Annotated in this window: 12 protein-coding genes; 1 reads left to right on the plus strand and 11 read right to left on the minus strand. The window is 55.6% G+C overall.

What is annotated here, in order from left to right; genetic code table 11:
* Positions 1–9 precede the first annotated feature (9 nt).
* On the minus strand, positions 10–2,592 hold the full coding sequence (leuS, locus tag A1WC_RS18645) for a leucine--tRNA ligase (protein ID WP_016160490.1): 2,583 nt from the start codon (positions 2,590–2,592) through the stop codon (positions 10–12).
* 226 nt (positions 2,593–2,818) lie between these two features.
* On the opposite strand from leuS, the gene A1WC_RS18640 reads away from it, so the two are divergent.
* Positions 2,819–3,301, plus strand: coding sequence for a zinc ribbon-containing protein (locus tag A1WC_RS18640; protein ID WP_032691348.1), 483 nt, complete (start codon positions 2,819–2,821; stop codon positions 3,299–3,301).
* A 45-nt stretch (positions 3,302–3,346) separates the two neighbouring features.
* Here the strand turns inward: A1WC_RS18640 and A1WC_RS18635 are convergent, their stop codons facing one another.
* The 10 genes from A1WC_RS18635 to A1WC_RS18590 all read right to left on the minus strand — a co-directional run bounded on the left by A1WC_RS18635 (position 3,347) and on the right by A1WC_RS18590 (position 15,028).
* Entirely contained in the window at positions 3,347–5,140 is a 1,794-nt protein-coding gene (locus tag A1WC_RS18635; RefSeq protein ID WP_016160491.1) for a filamentous hemagglutinin N-terminal domain-containing protein, read from the minus strand.
* A 64-nt stretch (positions 5,141–5,204) separates the two neighbouring features.
* Positions 5,205–6,875, minus strand: a complete 1,671-nt coding sequence (locus A1WC_RS18630) for a ShlB/FhaC/HecB family hemolysin secretion/activation protein (protein WP_016160492.1) — start codon at positions 6,873–6,875, stop codon at positions 5,205–5,207.
* A gap of 372 nt (positions 6,876–7,247) precedes the next feature.
* Positions 7,248–7,973: an amino acid ABC transporter ATP-binding protein gene (locus A1WC_RS18625; protein WP_004885898.1), complete on the minus strand. Its 726-nt coding sequence runs from the start codon at positions 7,971–7,973 to the stop codon at positions 7,248–7,250.
* Positions 7,973–8,647 carry a glutamate/aspartate ABC transporter permease GltK gene (gene gltK, locus A1WC_RS18620; protein ID WP_016160493.1) on the minus strand — a complete coding sequence of 225 codons (675 nt, stop codon included), beginning with the start codon at positions 8,645–8,647 and terminating at the stop codon, positions 7,973–7,975. The genes A1WC_RS18625 and gltK overlap by 1 nt, the downstream gene beginning before the upstream one ends.
* Positions 8,647–9,387, minus strand: a complete 741-nt coding sequence (locus A1WC_RS18615) for an amino acid ABC transporter permease (protein WP_002894709.1) — start codon at positions 9,385–9,387, stop codon at positions 8,647–8,649. Before A1WC_RS18615 ends, gltK begins: the two co-directional genes overlap by 1 nt.
* 164 nt (positions 9,388–9,551) lie before the next feature.
* Positions 9,552–10,463 (minus strand): amino acid ABC transporter substrate-binding protein, encoded by a 912-nt coding sequence (locus A1WC_RS18610; protein ID WP_012542450.1) that lies wholly within the window; start codon positions 10,461–10,463, stop codon positions 9,552–9,554.
* Between the two features lie 355 nt (positions 10,464–10,818).
* A complete protein-coding gene (lnt, locus tag A1WC_RS18605; protein ID WP_016160494.1) occupies positions 10,819–12,357 on the minus strand; it encodes an apolipoprotein N-acyltransferase in 1,539 nt (512 codons plus the stop codon).
* 128 nt (positions 12,358–12,485) lie between these two features.
* On the minus strand, positions 12,486–13,364 hold the full coding sequence (corC, locus tag A1WC_RS18600) for a CNNM family magnesium/cobalt transport protein CorC (protein ID WP_004197606.1): 879 nt from the start codon (positions 13,362–13,364) through the stop codon (positions 12,486–12,488).
* A gap of 147 nt (positions 13,365–13,511) precedes the next feature.
* Complete coding sequence (gene ybeY / locus A1WC_RS18595; protein WP_002894722.1) at positions 13,512–13,985, minus strand: rRNA maturation RNase YbeY; 474 nt, start codon at positions 13,983–13,985, stop codon at positions 13,512–13,514.
* On the minus strand, positions 13,982–15,028 hold the full coding sequence (locus A1WC_RS18590) for a PhoH family protein (RefSeq protein ID WP_008805649.1): 1,047 nt from the start codon (positions 15,026–15,028) through the stop codon (positions 13,982–13,984). The genes ybeY and A1WC_RS18590 overlap by 4 nt, the downstream gene beginning before the upstream one ends.
* Positions 15,029–15,160: the final 132 nt, after the last annotated feature.

Below are 15,160 nucleotides of genomic sequence, written 5' to 3' on the forward strand. Positions count from 1 at the left end.
CTCCCGCGCTTAGCCAACGACCAGATTGAGCAGTTTACCCGGAACGTAAATCACTTTACGCACGGTTTTACCGTCGAGATATTTCGCGACCAGATGCTCCTGGCCGGCACGCTCGCGGACCTGCTCTTCAGTTGCATCTACCGCAACGGTAATTTTACCACGAACTTTGCCATTGACCTGGACGACGACGAGGGTGCTGTCTTCCACCATCGCGCTTTCATCCGCCACCGGCCACGGCGCGTTGTCGATATCGCCTTCGCCGTTCAGCTCGCGCCACAGGGTGAAGCTGGCGTGCGGGGTGAACGGGTTCAGCATACGCACCACCGCCAGCAGCGCTTCCTGCATCAGGGCACGATCCTGTTCGTCTTCCTGCGGCGCTTTCGCCAGCTTGTTCATCAGCTCCATGATCGCCGCGATGGCGGTGTTGAAGGTCTGACGACGGCCGATGTCATCGGTCACTTTGGCGATCGTTTTGTGAATATCGCGACGCAGCGCTTTCTGAGCTTCACTCAGCGCCGCCACGTTCAATGCCGCAACGTCCCCTTTGGTGGTGTGCTCGTAGACCAGTTTCCAGACGCGTTTCAGGAAGCGGTTAGCCCCTTCAACGCCAGATTCCTGCCACTCGAGGGTCATATCCGCCGGGGACGCAAACATCATGAACAGACGCACGGTATCCGCGCCATAACGCTCAACCATCACCTGCGGGTCGATGCCGTTGTTTTTCGACTTGGACATCTTGCTCATGCCGGTGTACACCAGCTCATGGCCTGCCGCGTCTTTCGCTTTCACGATGCGGCCTTTTTCGTCGCGCTCAACGATGGCGTCAACCGGGGAAACCCAGTTACGTTCGCCGTTTTCGCCTACATAGTAGAAGGCGTCAGCCAGCACCATGCCCTGGCACAGCAGCTGCTTCGCCGGCTCATCGGAGTTGACCATGCCCGCGTCGCGCATCAGCTTGTGGAAGAAGCGGAAGTAGAGCAGGTGCATGATGGCGTGTTCGATACCGCCGATGTAGATATCTACCGGCAGCCAGTAGTTGGCCGCTTTCGAATCCAGCATCCCTTCCTGATACTGCGGGCAGGTGTAGCGCGCATAGTACCAGGAGGATTCCATAAAGGTGTCAAAGGTGTCGGTTTCACGCAGCGCCGGCTGACCGTTAACGGTGGTCTTCGCCCATTCAGGATCGGCTTTGATCGGGCTGGTGATGCCGTCCATGACCACATCTTCCGGCAGGATCACCGGCAGTTGATCTTCCGGGGTCGGCAGCACGGTGCCATCTTCCAGGGTCACCATCGGGATCGGCGCACCCCAGTAGCGTTGACGGGACACACCCCAGTCACGCAGACGGTAGTTAATTTTACGCTCGCCTACGCCCATGGCTGCCAGTTTGTCGGCAATGGCGTTGAAGCCGGCTTCATAATCGAGGCCGCTGAACTCGCCGGAGTTAAACAGGACGCCTTTCTCGGTCAGCGCCTGCGCGGAGAGATCCGGCTCGCTGCCGTCAGCGGCGAGGATAACCGGCTTGATGTTCAGACCGTACTTGCTGGCGAACTCATAGTCACGCTGGTCGTGACCCGGAACGGCCATGACCGCGCCGGTGCCGTATTCCATCAGCACGAAGTTTGCCGCCCAGACAGGAATTTCTTCGCCGGTCAGCGGGTGAATGGCTTTAAACCCGGTATCGACGCCTTTTTTCTCCATCGTCGCCATGTCGGCTTCGGCTACTTTGGTATTACGGCATTCGTCGATAAAGGCAGCCAGCGCCGGATTGTTCGCTGCAGCCTGCTGCGCCAGCGGGTGACCCGCCGCGACAGCCAGGTAGGTGCAGCCCATAAAGGTGTCCGGACGGGTGGTGTAGACGGTCAGCTTATCGGCGTAGTTGTTGACGTCAAAGGAGATTTCCACCCCTTCGGAACGGCCGATCCAGTTGCGCTGCATGGTCTTTACGGTGTCTGGCCAGTGATCCAGTTTATCCAGATCGTTCAGCAGTTCATCGGCGTAGGCGGTGATTTTAATAAACCACTGCGGGATCTCTTTACGCTCGACTTTGGTATCGCAGCGCCAGCAGCAGCCGTCGATAACCTGTTCGTTGGCCAGTACGGTCTGGTCGTTCGGGCACCAGTTCACCGCGGAGGTTTTCTTGTATACCAGCCCTTTTTTGTACAGCTCGGTGAAGAACTTCTGCTCCCAGCGGTAGTATTCCGGGGTGCAGGTCGCCAGCTCGCGGCTCCAGTCATAGCCAAAACCCAGCATTTTGAGCTGGTTTTTCATGTAGGCGATGTTGTCGTAGGTCCACGGTGCTGGCGCGGTGTTGTTTTTCACTGCCGCGCCTTCCGCCGGCAGACCAAACGCATCCCAGCCAATCGGCTGCAGGACGTTTTTGCCCAGCATACGCTGGTAGCGGGCAATCACGTCGCCGATGGTGTAGTTACGCACGTGACCCATGTGTAGTCGACCAGAAGGATAAGGAAGCATCGACAGGCAGTAATACTTCTCTTTGCTCTCGTCTTCAGTTACTTCAAATGTACGATTTTCGTCCCAGTGAAGCTGGACTTTCGATTCTATCTCTTCCGGGCGGTATTGCTCTTGCATGGCAGCCAGTGGTCCTGTTTTCAATACAGCTACAAAATGTAGCCAATGGATGTGTTATTTCAGATCGGCATAGCATAGCCCAAACGCCCCCGTCAAAACAGCCTTTCGCACATTAACATCGGCAAAAGCCGCGCTGATTATTTCGCGACTCTGTGGCTTGTCAGACACAGCGGGAGAGGAATAAGGTCTATTATCAGAAGACGTTAACCACACCGGAGGCGAAATGATGAACAAGGTTGCTCAATATTACCGTGAACTGGTCTCCTCGCTCAGCGAACGGCTCCGCCATGGAGAGCGCGATATCGACGCGCTGGTGACACAGGCGCGGGAAAAAATCGCCCGCGCCGGCGATCTCACGCAGAGCGAGATCGAGTCGGTGATTGCGGCAGTAAAACGCGATCTCGAGGAGTTTGCCCGCAGCTACGAAGAGAGTCATGAAGACGAGAGCGACAGCGTGTTTATGCGGGTGATCAAAGAGAGCCTGTGGCAGGAACTGGCTGATATCACCGACAAAACGCAGCTCGAGTGGCGCGAAGTCTTTCAGGATTTGAATCACCACGGCGTGTACCACAGCGGTGAGGTGGTCGGCCTGGGCAATCTGGTCTGCGAGAAGTGCCACTATCACCTGGCAGTGTATACCCCGGACGTGCTGCCGCGCTGTCCGAAGTGTGGCCACGATCAGTTCCAGCGTCGGCCCTTCGAACCCTAAGCGGTGCGAAAACGATGCGCGAGGCTGCGCGCATCGTGGTTTGTCTTATTTCACGGTGTTGACTTCGGTGCTCTTGAAATACTGTTTCCCACCCATGTCGCTAACATATTTCTGCGATGAGTTGAGTACCAGTTTATCGGCGGTTAAGGTCCCGACGCCGCATTTCGCCAGGCCCAGTATGCCGCAACTTTTACCACCATTGACCACTTTGGTGGCGGTTAACGTCATATTGCCGCCCGCGCTGAGGGTGGAATAGTTGTAGATCGCGCCTTTATTTTTGGTATTTAAGGTCAGGTCGCCGGTGCTGCTGATCTGCCCTTCGTTGGTGATATCTGAGTAGGTCGTGATTGAAATATTCTTTGCATTGATAGTGCCATTGTTGCTTACCACGCCATGATCGGTGGTGATATCGGCCGCCTTCATATAACCATTTTGATTCAGCCAGTAGCTGTGGGCGGTAATGGCATTGGTGGCTTCCATGCGACCGCTGGTGCTTTGCGCCAGCGTACCGTTGGTCTGCAGGTTGATATTTTCGCCGGTGATATTACCGAGGTTATAGATTTCCCCGCTGTTTGCGCTGCCATCCTGCTTAAGCGACTGAATGGTGGTTTGGCCGGTAGAGTTAATGTTGCCGGTGTTTTTAAAGCTGTCGCCAACAAACGTCAGGCTGGTATTTTTGGCGCTGATTTTGCCTTCATTGAAGAAATCGCCCATCGCCGTGATGGAAATCTGGTTATTTGACAGCAATGAGGATTTTTCCTCGTTGCTGATTTTCCCGCCGCTGGTCAGCGTTAAACCGTTGGTGCCGGTGATCGAACCGGATTTAAAGCTCGTGATGTTACTGTTGGCGGAGGCAATCAGCTGGCCGCCGGTGAGCGATCCAGTATTGACGATAGAGCTCCCACTGGAAAGCATTAAGTAATAAGCGCCGGCGATGCTGCCGTCATTGGTGATCCCCGTGGCGGTGGAAACCTGGCTCAGCAAACCTTTGCCCGTTATTGTCCCTTTGTTCAGCAGGTTACCGTTGCTGGTGAGCTGCAGCGTGCTGTTAGCGACAATGGAGCCCTGGTTACGTACGCCAAAGCCGATGTTGTTGCCGACCATGCTGATGCTGTTGGCGGTGATGCCGCCAAGGCTGCTGACGTCGATGCTGTACTGCGGGTTGATCGTCATTTCGATAAGCGTCGCTTGTTTACCTGCAGAGGTTATCGCGCCAGAGCTGTTATCCATGGTGAAGCGACCTGCGCTGACCAGGGCATTATTGGCCTGTACTTTACCGTTAATCTTAATCGCGTCGGCGAGCAGAACCGCGTAGCCGTTAGCGGCGTTCATGCCATTTTCGCCGATGGTGAGGGTGCCGCCCGTTACGGTATAGCTGCCGATGGCGCCGTCGCTGGTCATGTTGACTTTACCGGTGGTCAGGATGGCCTTGTTGGTATTGACAAAGCTACAGCCTGAGCAGGTGATGCCGTTCGGGTTGGCGATCACCACGTCCGCTTTCTGGCCGTTGACTTCAATAAAGCCCTTCAGGCTACTGGCGTTTTTGGAGGTGACTTCGTTCAGAATCACCGAGGCGCTGCCGGCCGTCAGGTTGTTGTTTCTGGCAATATTGCCCAGCGTGTCGTGTTTGACATCATCGGCGCTGTTATTGAGGACGGTGCCATTGGCGCCAACGTTGAAGTCGCGATACAGATTATGGGAGACCCCGGCGGCGTTCGGTTTTTCAATATCGATAACCGTGGCGCCGGACGAATGCGTATAGCTGGTCGGGTCGGCATAGACCACCGACGAGGTTAATACTGCCGCGAGCGCGACATAAGAAGCTTTAAACTTAAACATTTTATTTATTCCTTTAAATTAAGATTAATAAACAACGTAGCTGAAAGAATCGATAATGATTGAATTAATACCTCCACTGTAATGAAAAGCCCATATTCAGAGCGTCGCTATGAAACTTATCTGGTTTACTGAGCGGGGTGCTAATAAACAGATCGTATTGCGTTGACCATAGCTCGCCGCGCAGGCCGCTGACGGCGCCGGAAAGGACTTTGCCTTTTTGATACAGATCGGCGCCAATAAGGCGACCCACATCCGCGCCCAGATAGAATTGCCGCTCGCTGCTGGGCAGATCCCAGATAAAATCGTTGCGCCAGTACCATCCCTGATTGCCGGACAGGCTGTTTTCACCGTCAAAACCGCGCACGCTCCAGCGACTGCCAATATTGAATTTATTATCGGAAGCGAGTTTGTCCGGGCTGAACTGCGCGCTCACTCGCGGAGCCCAGGTAAATTTGTCGCCGGTGGCGTCAAATTTCATCATCGCCTGCAGATTGCCATGGACGATCCGCGACAGTGGGCTGTACAGCCCGGCTTTTTCTTCCGGGGTGGTTGTTGAACTGAGCCACGGCAGGCTGCGCTGTATACCGATACTGGCATCGACAATCTTTTTGTTAAAGTAGTGCTGGTGGTTGAGGGTCAATTCCCATGAGGGGTTCTGCTTGCGCATCACCTGTAGCTCACTGCCGCCGAAGTAATAATGCGAGGTACTCTTGGCGATCCGCAGGTCGGCGGTGGTTTTTTGTTGCCGTGTGTGGGAGAGCAGACGACTCAGCGTGGCGCTGTAGTAGCGATTTTTACTCTTATAGTCCATCGTCGACCAGTTGCCGTTAAACTGCTGGCGATACTGGCTGTATGCCCCGTAAGCGCTTAGTGTCCAGTAGCCAAAGGGAATGGAGTAATACAAGCTGCCGTTGTGGTTGCCGTCGTTATGCTGATTGAACTCAATATCGCCCCCGCCGGAAAGATACAGGATATCGTTGAGAGTGGTCAGGTCGTAAAGGTAGAGGGCCCCGCCGGCCTGGTAGCGACCGCTGGCTTTGCTGCCGGCGTCGTCAAGCCAGGCGCCAAGCTGCCATTTTTTCTCCAGGCTGCGGGCAATCTGGATATCGCTTTCCCCTTCGTGCTGGCCCGGCAGCAGTTTCATATGCGCCGTAGCCCCGGGCAGACGCTGCAGATTGGCCATGCCCTGTTCAAGGTCGCTTAAGCGCAGGATCGTGCCGGATGAGGTTGGCAGTGAATTCCACAGGCGGGTGGTGTCTGAGCCATCGGCATAGTCGATAGCGCCCACTCTGCCGTAATGCAGTGTCAGCCTGAGAATACCTTGATCCAGCGACTGAGAGGGCACATCAATCAGCGAGGTGATGTAGCCTTGCGCGATCAGCTCATTTTGCAAGGTATACGCCAGCAGACGAATCCCTTCGCCGCCCAGACAGCGCCCCTGCGCCTGTTGCGCCGTTTTAGCCAGCAACTGGCGGGTAAGCGTCTGGTTATCGGAATTGATATCGACCCGGTTGATCAATTTGCAATGCGTTTCCTCAGGAAAAGGGATACCCTGCGGCGTCACGCGCTGTTGTGAAGACTGAAAATCCTGTTGCTGCGGCGTCAGTGCCTCCTGACGGGCTTTATCCTGCTCCGTCTGGTGAGCCGAAGTGGCCAATTGCGCGGCCCCGGCGGATGAGGTGCCCGCCAGCGTGATAAACAGCAGCCCAGTGAGCGTGCGAGATCGAATTAACATGAAGCAATATCCATTTGTTTCATTGGTTCGGTGACGCATCAGTTATTCTGCGTGCAGCAGAGAACATTGACGGTCTTTATTTCGCACAGGCAAGGTCAGGCGAGAATATTATATTTAATTAATACCATAATCATGCGACGAACCTGTTACGAGGCGTTATATGCTAGCGGCGGTGGTGAGGCAGATCCACGAATTCATTAGTGAATTCTTTATGAAATGATCGATTTAATAAATAAGTTCAGCTTTTATCCCCGAGGTTTATTTAATACGTAAATGATAGTAGCGATAACGGGCCACATAAATAATATTGACGAATAACATGGCGGAAAAGATAAGCTGCGCATACCGGGCGGTATGCGCAGAGAAAAACCATTAATGAAGAATTTTGGCGAGGAAATCTTTGGCGCGATCGGATTGCGGATTGGCAAAGAAGGCCTCTTTGTCAGCATCTTCGACAATCTTCCCTTCATCCATAAAGATCACCCGGTTTGCCACCTTGCGGGCAAAGCCCATTTCATGGGTCACAACCATCATGGTCATCCCCTCGTTGGCCAGCTCGACCATGACATCCAGCACCTCGTTAATCATCTCAGGATCAAGCGCTGAGGTGGGTTCGTCAAACAGCATGGCGATCGGATCCATGCACAGGGCACGAGCAATAGCCACACGCTGCTGCTGGCCGCCAGAGAGCTGCGCCGGGTATTTCTCCGCATGCGCCGCCAGGCCAACGCGCTCCAGCAGCTTGAGACCTTTCTTGCGCGACGACGCTTTATCGCGGTTAAGCACTTTGACCTGCGCCAACGTCAGATTGTCGATAATCGACAGATGCGGGAACAGTTCAAAATGCTGAAAGACCATTCCGACATGCGAGCGCAGTTTGGCCAGGTTGGTCTTTTTATCGTTAACCACGGTGCCGTCGACGATAATCTGCCCCTGCTGCACTGGCTCAAGGCCGTTCACGGTCTTAATCAACGTGGATTTACCGGAGCCTGAAGGCCCGCAGACCACCACAACTTCGCCTTTTTTCACTTCCGTGGAGCAATCGGTCAGCACCTGAAAGTGACCATACCATTTTGAAACGTTTTTCAGGGTAATCATTACACAGTCCTTTTCTTCAACCAACTGACCAACAGCGAGGCGCTGAGGCTAATCACAAAATAGACGCCGCCCGCGAACAGGATCATTTCGACCTGTGTCCCGTCACGCTCACCAATGGTGGAGGCGGTGCGGAAGAAGTCGGCGAGGCTCAATACATATACCAGCGAGGTATCCTGGAACAGGACGATCCCCTGGGTTAACAACAGTGGCACCATGGCGCGGAAGGCCTGCGGCAGGATCACCAGTCGCATCGATTGCCAGTGTGTCATCCCCAGCGCCAGCGCCGCGCTGGACTGGCCGCGGGAGATACTCTGGATGCCGGCACGGATAATCTCTGAGTAGTAGGCGGCTTCGAACATCGAAAACGCTACCATGGCTGAGATCAGGCGAATATCCGTTTTCGGCGATAGCCCCAGCACGTTTTGCAGGAAGCCAGGGACAATCAGGTAGAACCACAGCAGGACCATCACCAGCGGGATAGAGCGGAATACGTTGACGTAGGTTTTAGCAAACCAGGCCAGCGGCAGAAAGCTGGACAGGCGCATTACCGCCAGCAGGGTGCCCCAGACGATGCCGATAACAATTGCTATCACCGTAATCTTCAGGGTGATCACCAGCCCCGCGAGCAGATAAGGCATGGATGGAACGATCGAACTCCAGTCAAAATCGTACATTATTTGCCTCCCATATTGCCAGGCAGGCGAACCTTACGCTCGACCACATACATAATCAGCATAATCACCGCGTTGATGAAGACATAGGCCAGGGTGATGGCCGTAAAAGATTCCCAGGCATGAGCGGAGTAGTCCAGCAGCTTGCCCGCCTGCGCGGCCATATCGGCAAGACCGATGGTGGAGGCGATGGCCGAGTTTTTCACCAGGTTCATCATTTCCGAGGTCATCGGCGGTACGATAACGCGGTAAGCGTTCGGCAGCAGCACGTAGCGGTAGGTTTGCGGCAGGGTCAGGCCCATCGCCAGACCGGCGTTCTTCTGCCCGCGCGGCAGCGACTGAATGGCGGCGCGTACCTGCTCGCAGACGCGGGCGGCGGTAAACAGCCCCAGGCACAGCATGGAGGAGACAAAGAACTGAATGTTTGGGTCCAGCTCCGATTTAAACCACATGCCGATATTTTCCGGCAGGAATTCTGGCACCACCAGGTACCAGGTAAAGAACTGCACGATCAGCGGCACGTTGCGAAACAGTTCGACATAGCAGGTGCCAATGCCCGAGAGGAAGCGATTGGGTACCGTGCGTAAAATGCCGAACAGTGAGCCGACGAGAAAAGCGATGATCCAGGCCGAGATGGAGAGGGCGACGGTTATCTGAAAACCGCTCCACAGCCAGCCCAGGTAGGTAGTGTTGCCGAAGGGGGCCTGTTGCAGGAATATCCCCCAGTTCCAGTCTATTGACATACATGACTCCTGGAAAAAAAAGGGTAGCCATTGCTACCCTCGAAGACGGTTGTCCAGCTTGTTTCGGTATTCGCGGCGGCTGGGGAACGACCAGCCACCGTATAGTCTGTCCGTGCTGTGACAATCATCGGGAGGGCAGGATATCCCGCCCCTGGTTGTTATAATTAGTTCAGTGCTTTGTCATTAGGTGATTTGAACAGCGCTTTCATGTCGTCAGACAGTTCGAAGTTCAGGTTAAGGTTTTTCGGCGGAATTGGATTTTTGAACCATTTATCAAACCATTTCGCCGCTTCGCCAGAGGTCTGGGCCTGAGCAACGGTTTCATCGACCAGCGCTTTGAACGACGGATCGTCTTTACGCAGCATGCAGCCATAGGCTTCTTTCGACTGTGCGGTGCCGACGATTTCCCAGTTATCCGGTTTCTTCGCCTTGGCGCGTTCGCCGGCCAGCAGAGCGTCATCCATCATAAAGGCCACGGCGCGTCCGCTTTCCAGGGTGCGGAAAGAGTCGCCATGATCTTTGGCGCTGATAATGCGCATATTCATTTTTTTCTCATCGTTCAGCTTATGCAGCAGGATCTCTGAGGTGGTTCCGGAGGTGACAACGACCGCTTTATCCTTCAGGTCCGGGAAATCTTTGATCGGACCGCCTTTCTTCACCAGCAGACGGGTGCCGACTACGAAGATGGTATCGGAGAAGGCCGCCTGTTTCTGGCGCTCAAGGTTGTTGGTGGTTGAGCCGCACTCGAAATCAAAGGTGCCATTCTGCAGCAGCGGGATACGGTTCTGCGAGGTGACCGGGATCAGTTTGACCTGCAGGTCCGGCTTGTTCAGCTTTTTCTTGATGGCATCAACGATGGCGTTGGAGTAGTCCTGAGAGTAGCCCACAACCTTCTGCTGGTTATCGTAGTAAGAGAACGGGACTGAAGATTCACGATGGCCGACAACGATAACCCCATTTTTGGCGATCTTATCCAGGGTGCTCTGGCCTGCCGCCGGGGCGGCATCTTCTGCGTGTGCCAGACCGGCGGTCACACCCATGACCAACATTGCGGCGGCCAGTTTACGTAATTGCATATCCAACTCCTTATCCGTAGCGTCAGCGGCGCTATTGATACCCATTGTGATTGTGTGTGTTGTTATTCGGGGCACGCGTCCACGTGCCGCATTTGTAAGTGTTTGTTAGCATTTAGTTTGGCTTAATGTAAAGATTTTGCTGTTTTATTGTTTATTTTTGCGAAGTGCTCCGCACCAATGGGAGGCAAAGATCTTCCATTGCACCAAAATAGCGCGACCGCCGAACGTTTATGGTGCAACCCGGTTGCACTGGGTCGGACGATGGCGCTACCTGGGAGAATAAAGCAATGACTGTGCCAGGATGGCTGGCGCGGGGAGAAAAAATGCCGGCGACGGGCGTCGCCGGCGGAGAAACTTATCGGCGACGCTGACGCAGGCTCATCAGTAGCGCAGCGAAGCCTAACAGCGCCGTCAGCGCCCATAGCGGCCAGTTGCCGGTGCGGGCGTAAGGGGTTAAGCCGCTGGTGGGCGTCACGGTGGTGGTCAACACCTCGCGGGTAAACTGCGGGATCATCTGCTGGATCTCGCCGCGCGGGCCGATCACCGCAGTAATGCCGTTGTTGGTGCTGCGCAGAAGTGGGCGGGCCAGCTCCAGGGCGCGCATCCGCGCCATCTGGAAGTGTTGCCACGGACCGATGGACTTACCGAACCAGGCGTCGTTGGAGATGGTCAGCAGGAAGTCGGTATCCGGCCGGAAGTTATCGCGTACCTGTTCCCCGAGGATGATCTCGTAGCAGATGGCGGCGGTCAGCTTCAGGTTATGCGCCATCAGCTGCGGCTGCACGTAGGGGCCGCGGCTGAAGGAGGACATCGGCAGGTCAAAGAACGGCGCCAGCGGACGCAGAATCGATTCCAGCGGCACAAACTCACCGAACGGCACCAGATGGTTCTTGTTGTAACGGTTGGTCGAGTCGTAGCGGTACGGGTTATCTTTACCGAGGGTAATGATGGTGTTGTAGGTATCGTAGCGGTTCTGCTTATTGAGACGCGCATCGACAATGCCGGTGATCAGCGAACTGTCTTTTGCGCGCAGCAGATCGTCCATCATGCTGAGGAACTGCTGCTGGTTGATCTCCAGATCCGGGATCGCTGACTCGGGCCAGATAATCAGCTGCGAGTGGCCGATATGCGGCTGGGTCAGCGCCAGGTAGGTTTTCAGGGTGTTGACCAGCTGCTTCTCGTCCCACTTCATGGCCTGTGGGATATCGCCTTGCACCAGCGAGACCTGGGTCGCGCGCTCCGGCAGCAGCTGATACCACTGGATATAGCGCAGCGGGAACGGCAGGGCGAACAGCAGCGCGGCAATAGCCAGCGGCTTCCAGTTACGCTGGACGAGGGCCAGGGCCAGCAGGCCGCTAACCATCATCAGCAGGAAGTTGATCGCCTCGACGCCCATCACCGGCGCGAGACCTTTCAGCGGGCCGTCGATCTGGCTATAGCCGAACTGCAGCCATGGGAAGCCGGTCAGCACCCAGCCGCGCAGGAACTCGGTGATTTGCCAGACGACGGGGGCGGCGATAGCCACCCGCAGCCAGCTGGTTTTGGGCCACAGCCGGGAGAGCAGGCCGGCAAACAGGCCGGTATAGAGCGAGAGATAGGCCGCCAGCAGAACGACGAGAAAGACGTTAACCGGACCTGGCATACCGCCGAATTGCGCGATGCTGACATAGACCCAGTTGATACCGGTGCCAAACAGCCCGAATCCCCAGAAATAGCCGATCCCGGCGCTTTGCAGCGGGCGTCGGTTGAGGGTTAACGCCTGCAGACCGATCAGCGAAACGATAGCTGCCGGCCAGAAGTCATAAGGTGAAAAAGCCAGCGTTCCGCTGGCTCCGAATAGCAGCGCCAGCAGCAGACGTACGCGCTGGCGTTCAAGAAGAGAGGCAAATACCATTTAGGCTAATCGTCCCGTAAATTAACGCCTGTTGCCACAGGCTATGCTGTTTGCCAGCAGGGGGAGGGGACAGCCGGGGATCGCCCACGGTCTGTCTCCCGGCTGGCCGTGACCTTCAGCGCCGCGGCTTACTCTTCCAGCTTCGGCTGGGGAGCGTCATCGGGCAGCTTTACATGCACCTGAATGATACGACGGCTATCTGCCATTGCCACCTTGAATTGGTAACCATCAATGTCGATAGATTCGCCGCGGGCCGGCAGATGGCCGAAGGCCTGCATCACCAGCCCGCCAATGGTATCCACTTCTTCATCGCTGAAGTGCGTGTCGAAGGCGTCGTTGAAGTCTTCGATGGAGGCCAGAGCGCGCACCGTCCAAGTGTGGCGGCTCAGCTGGCGGAAATCGATATCTTCTTCTTCGTCGTATTCGTCTTCAATTTCCCCGACGATGAGCTCAAGGATATCCTCGATGGTCACCAGGCCGGAGACGCCGCCGAATTCGTCAATAACGATCGCCATATGGTAGCGCTGTGAGCGAAACTCTTTCAGCATGCGGTCGACCCGCTTGCTTTCCGGGACGACAACCGCCGGCCGTAACACTTTTTCCATGCTGAAGGCTTCGGCGTCGCTGCGCATAAACGGCAGCAGATCCTTGGCCATCAGAATCCCTTCGATGTGATCTTTATCTTCACTGATGACCGGGAAACGCGAGTGAGCGGATTCGATAATGACATCCAGGCACTCGTCCAGCGTCTGGTTACGTTTCAGGGTTATCATTTGTGAACGGGGGATCATAATGTCGCGGACCCGCTGGTCGGCGATATCCATTACCCCTTCGAGCATGTCACGCGTATCTTCATCGATAAGATCGTTCTGCCCGGAATCACGGATCAGCGCCAGCAGTTCATCACGGTTTTTCGGTTCCCCGTGAAAAAGCTGGCTGAGTAACAGGGAGAAAAATCCCTTTTTGCTGTTTACTGTGTCACTACTGTGTGAATTGTCGTCGCTCATGGCGTCGTTTGGGTTCTCATGTTGATTTAACTGTCGCTCGTCGCGCGTAAACTCAGCGCCGGACGGCATGGGTTGCCTGACGTTCAGGCTGGCAAAATGCAGGAACAGCGGCCGGATGCGGCGCAAGCGCCGCCATCCGGCAGGGGGCTATTCAGCAATCTTCTCGGAAATGTACGGGTCCTCATAGCCCAGAGCAAGCATTATCTCTGTTTCAAGGCCTTCCATCTCTTCCGCTTCGTCGTCTTCGATATGATCGTAGCCCAGCAGATGCAGGCTGCCGTGCACCACCATATGCGCCCAGTGCGCCTCCAGCGGCTTACCTTGCTCGCTGGCTTCCTGCTCCACCACCTGACGGCAGATGATCAGATCGCCGAGCAGCGGCATTTCAATCCCCGGCGGCGCTTCAAACGGGAAGGAGAGGACGTTGGTCGGCTTATCCTTGCCGCGGTAGGTCAGGTTCAGCTCGTGGCTTTCTGCAACATCGACCAGACGAATCGTTAACTCTGACTCCTCCTGAAATGGCGGAATGACGGCATCGACCCAGCGCTGAAAAAGGGCTTCGTCCGGCAGGCCGCTGGTCTCTTCGCAGGCCAGCTGTAAATCGAGGATCACCTGACTCATTTTTGCTCCTGTTCCTGGGCTTCGCGTTTGCGCTCGGCGGCCAGTTCTGCTTTACGTTTCTGGTCTGCGGCTTCCCACGCCTCATAGGCGTTAACGATACGGGCAACCACCGGATGGCGCACCACGTCTTCGCTATGGAAGAAGTTAAAGCTGATCTCATCGACTTCGGCCAGCACTTCGATGGCGTGGCGCAGACCGGATTTGGTGCTGCGCGGCAGGTCAATCTGCGTGATGTCGCCGGTGATCACCGCCTTGGAGTTAAAGCCGATGCGGGTCAGGAACATCTTCATCTGCTCGATGGTGGTGTTCTGGCTTTCATCAAGAATGATAAAGGCGTCATTCAGCGTTCGTCCGCGCATATAGGCCAGCGGGGCCACTTCGATGACGTTACGCTCAATCAGCTTTTCGACTTTCTCAAAGCCGAGCATCTCAAACAGCGCGTCATACAGCGGGCGCAGATACGGATCGACCTTCTGGCTCAGATCGCCGGGCAGGAAGCCGAGCTTTTCGCCCGCCTCGACGGCCGGACGGGTCAGCAGAATACGGCGGATCTCCTGGCGCTCCAGCGCATCGACCGCCGCCGCCACCGCCAGATAGGTTTTACCCGTCCCCGCCGGACCGACGCCGAAAGTGATGTCGTGATCGAGGATATTGGCGATGTACTGCGCCTGGTTCGGCGTACGCGGTTTGATCACCCCGCGCTTGGTCTTGATATTGACGGCTTTCCCGTACTCCGGCACGCTCTCGGCGCTCTGCTCCAGCACGCGCGCCTCTTTGATCGCCAGATGGATCTGCTCCGGCTCAATATCCTGAATCTGACCGCGCATCGGCGCCGTATCGACATACAGGCTGCGCAGAATATCGGCGGCGGCGTGTACGCAAATAGCGCGTCCGGTCAGTTTAAAGTGATTGTCACGGCGGTTGATCTCAATGCCTAACCGACGCTCCAGCTGTTTGATGTTGTCGTCAAACGGGCCGCACAAGGCTAACAGGCGTGCGTTATCCGCTGGCTCCAGGGTAATTTCACGAGTGTCTATGTTCAAACTGTTCCTCTTTACGCAGGTGGCCGGACGCGGCGCGTGGCCGGCTAATCAGGAAATTATTTACGTCACAGGAAAATGGCGCAAGCATTGCTGTAGATATAGGGACGGAGAGAGGAATTACAAGGCCTGCCG

The organism is Klebsiella sp. KTE92, assembly GCF_000398905.1.
GTDB lineage: Bacteria > Pseudomonadota > Gammaproteobacteria > Enterobacterales > Enterobacteriaceae > Klebsiella > Klebsiella variicola.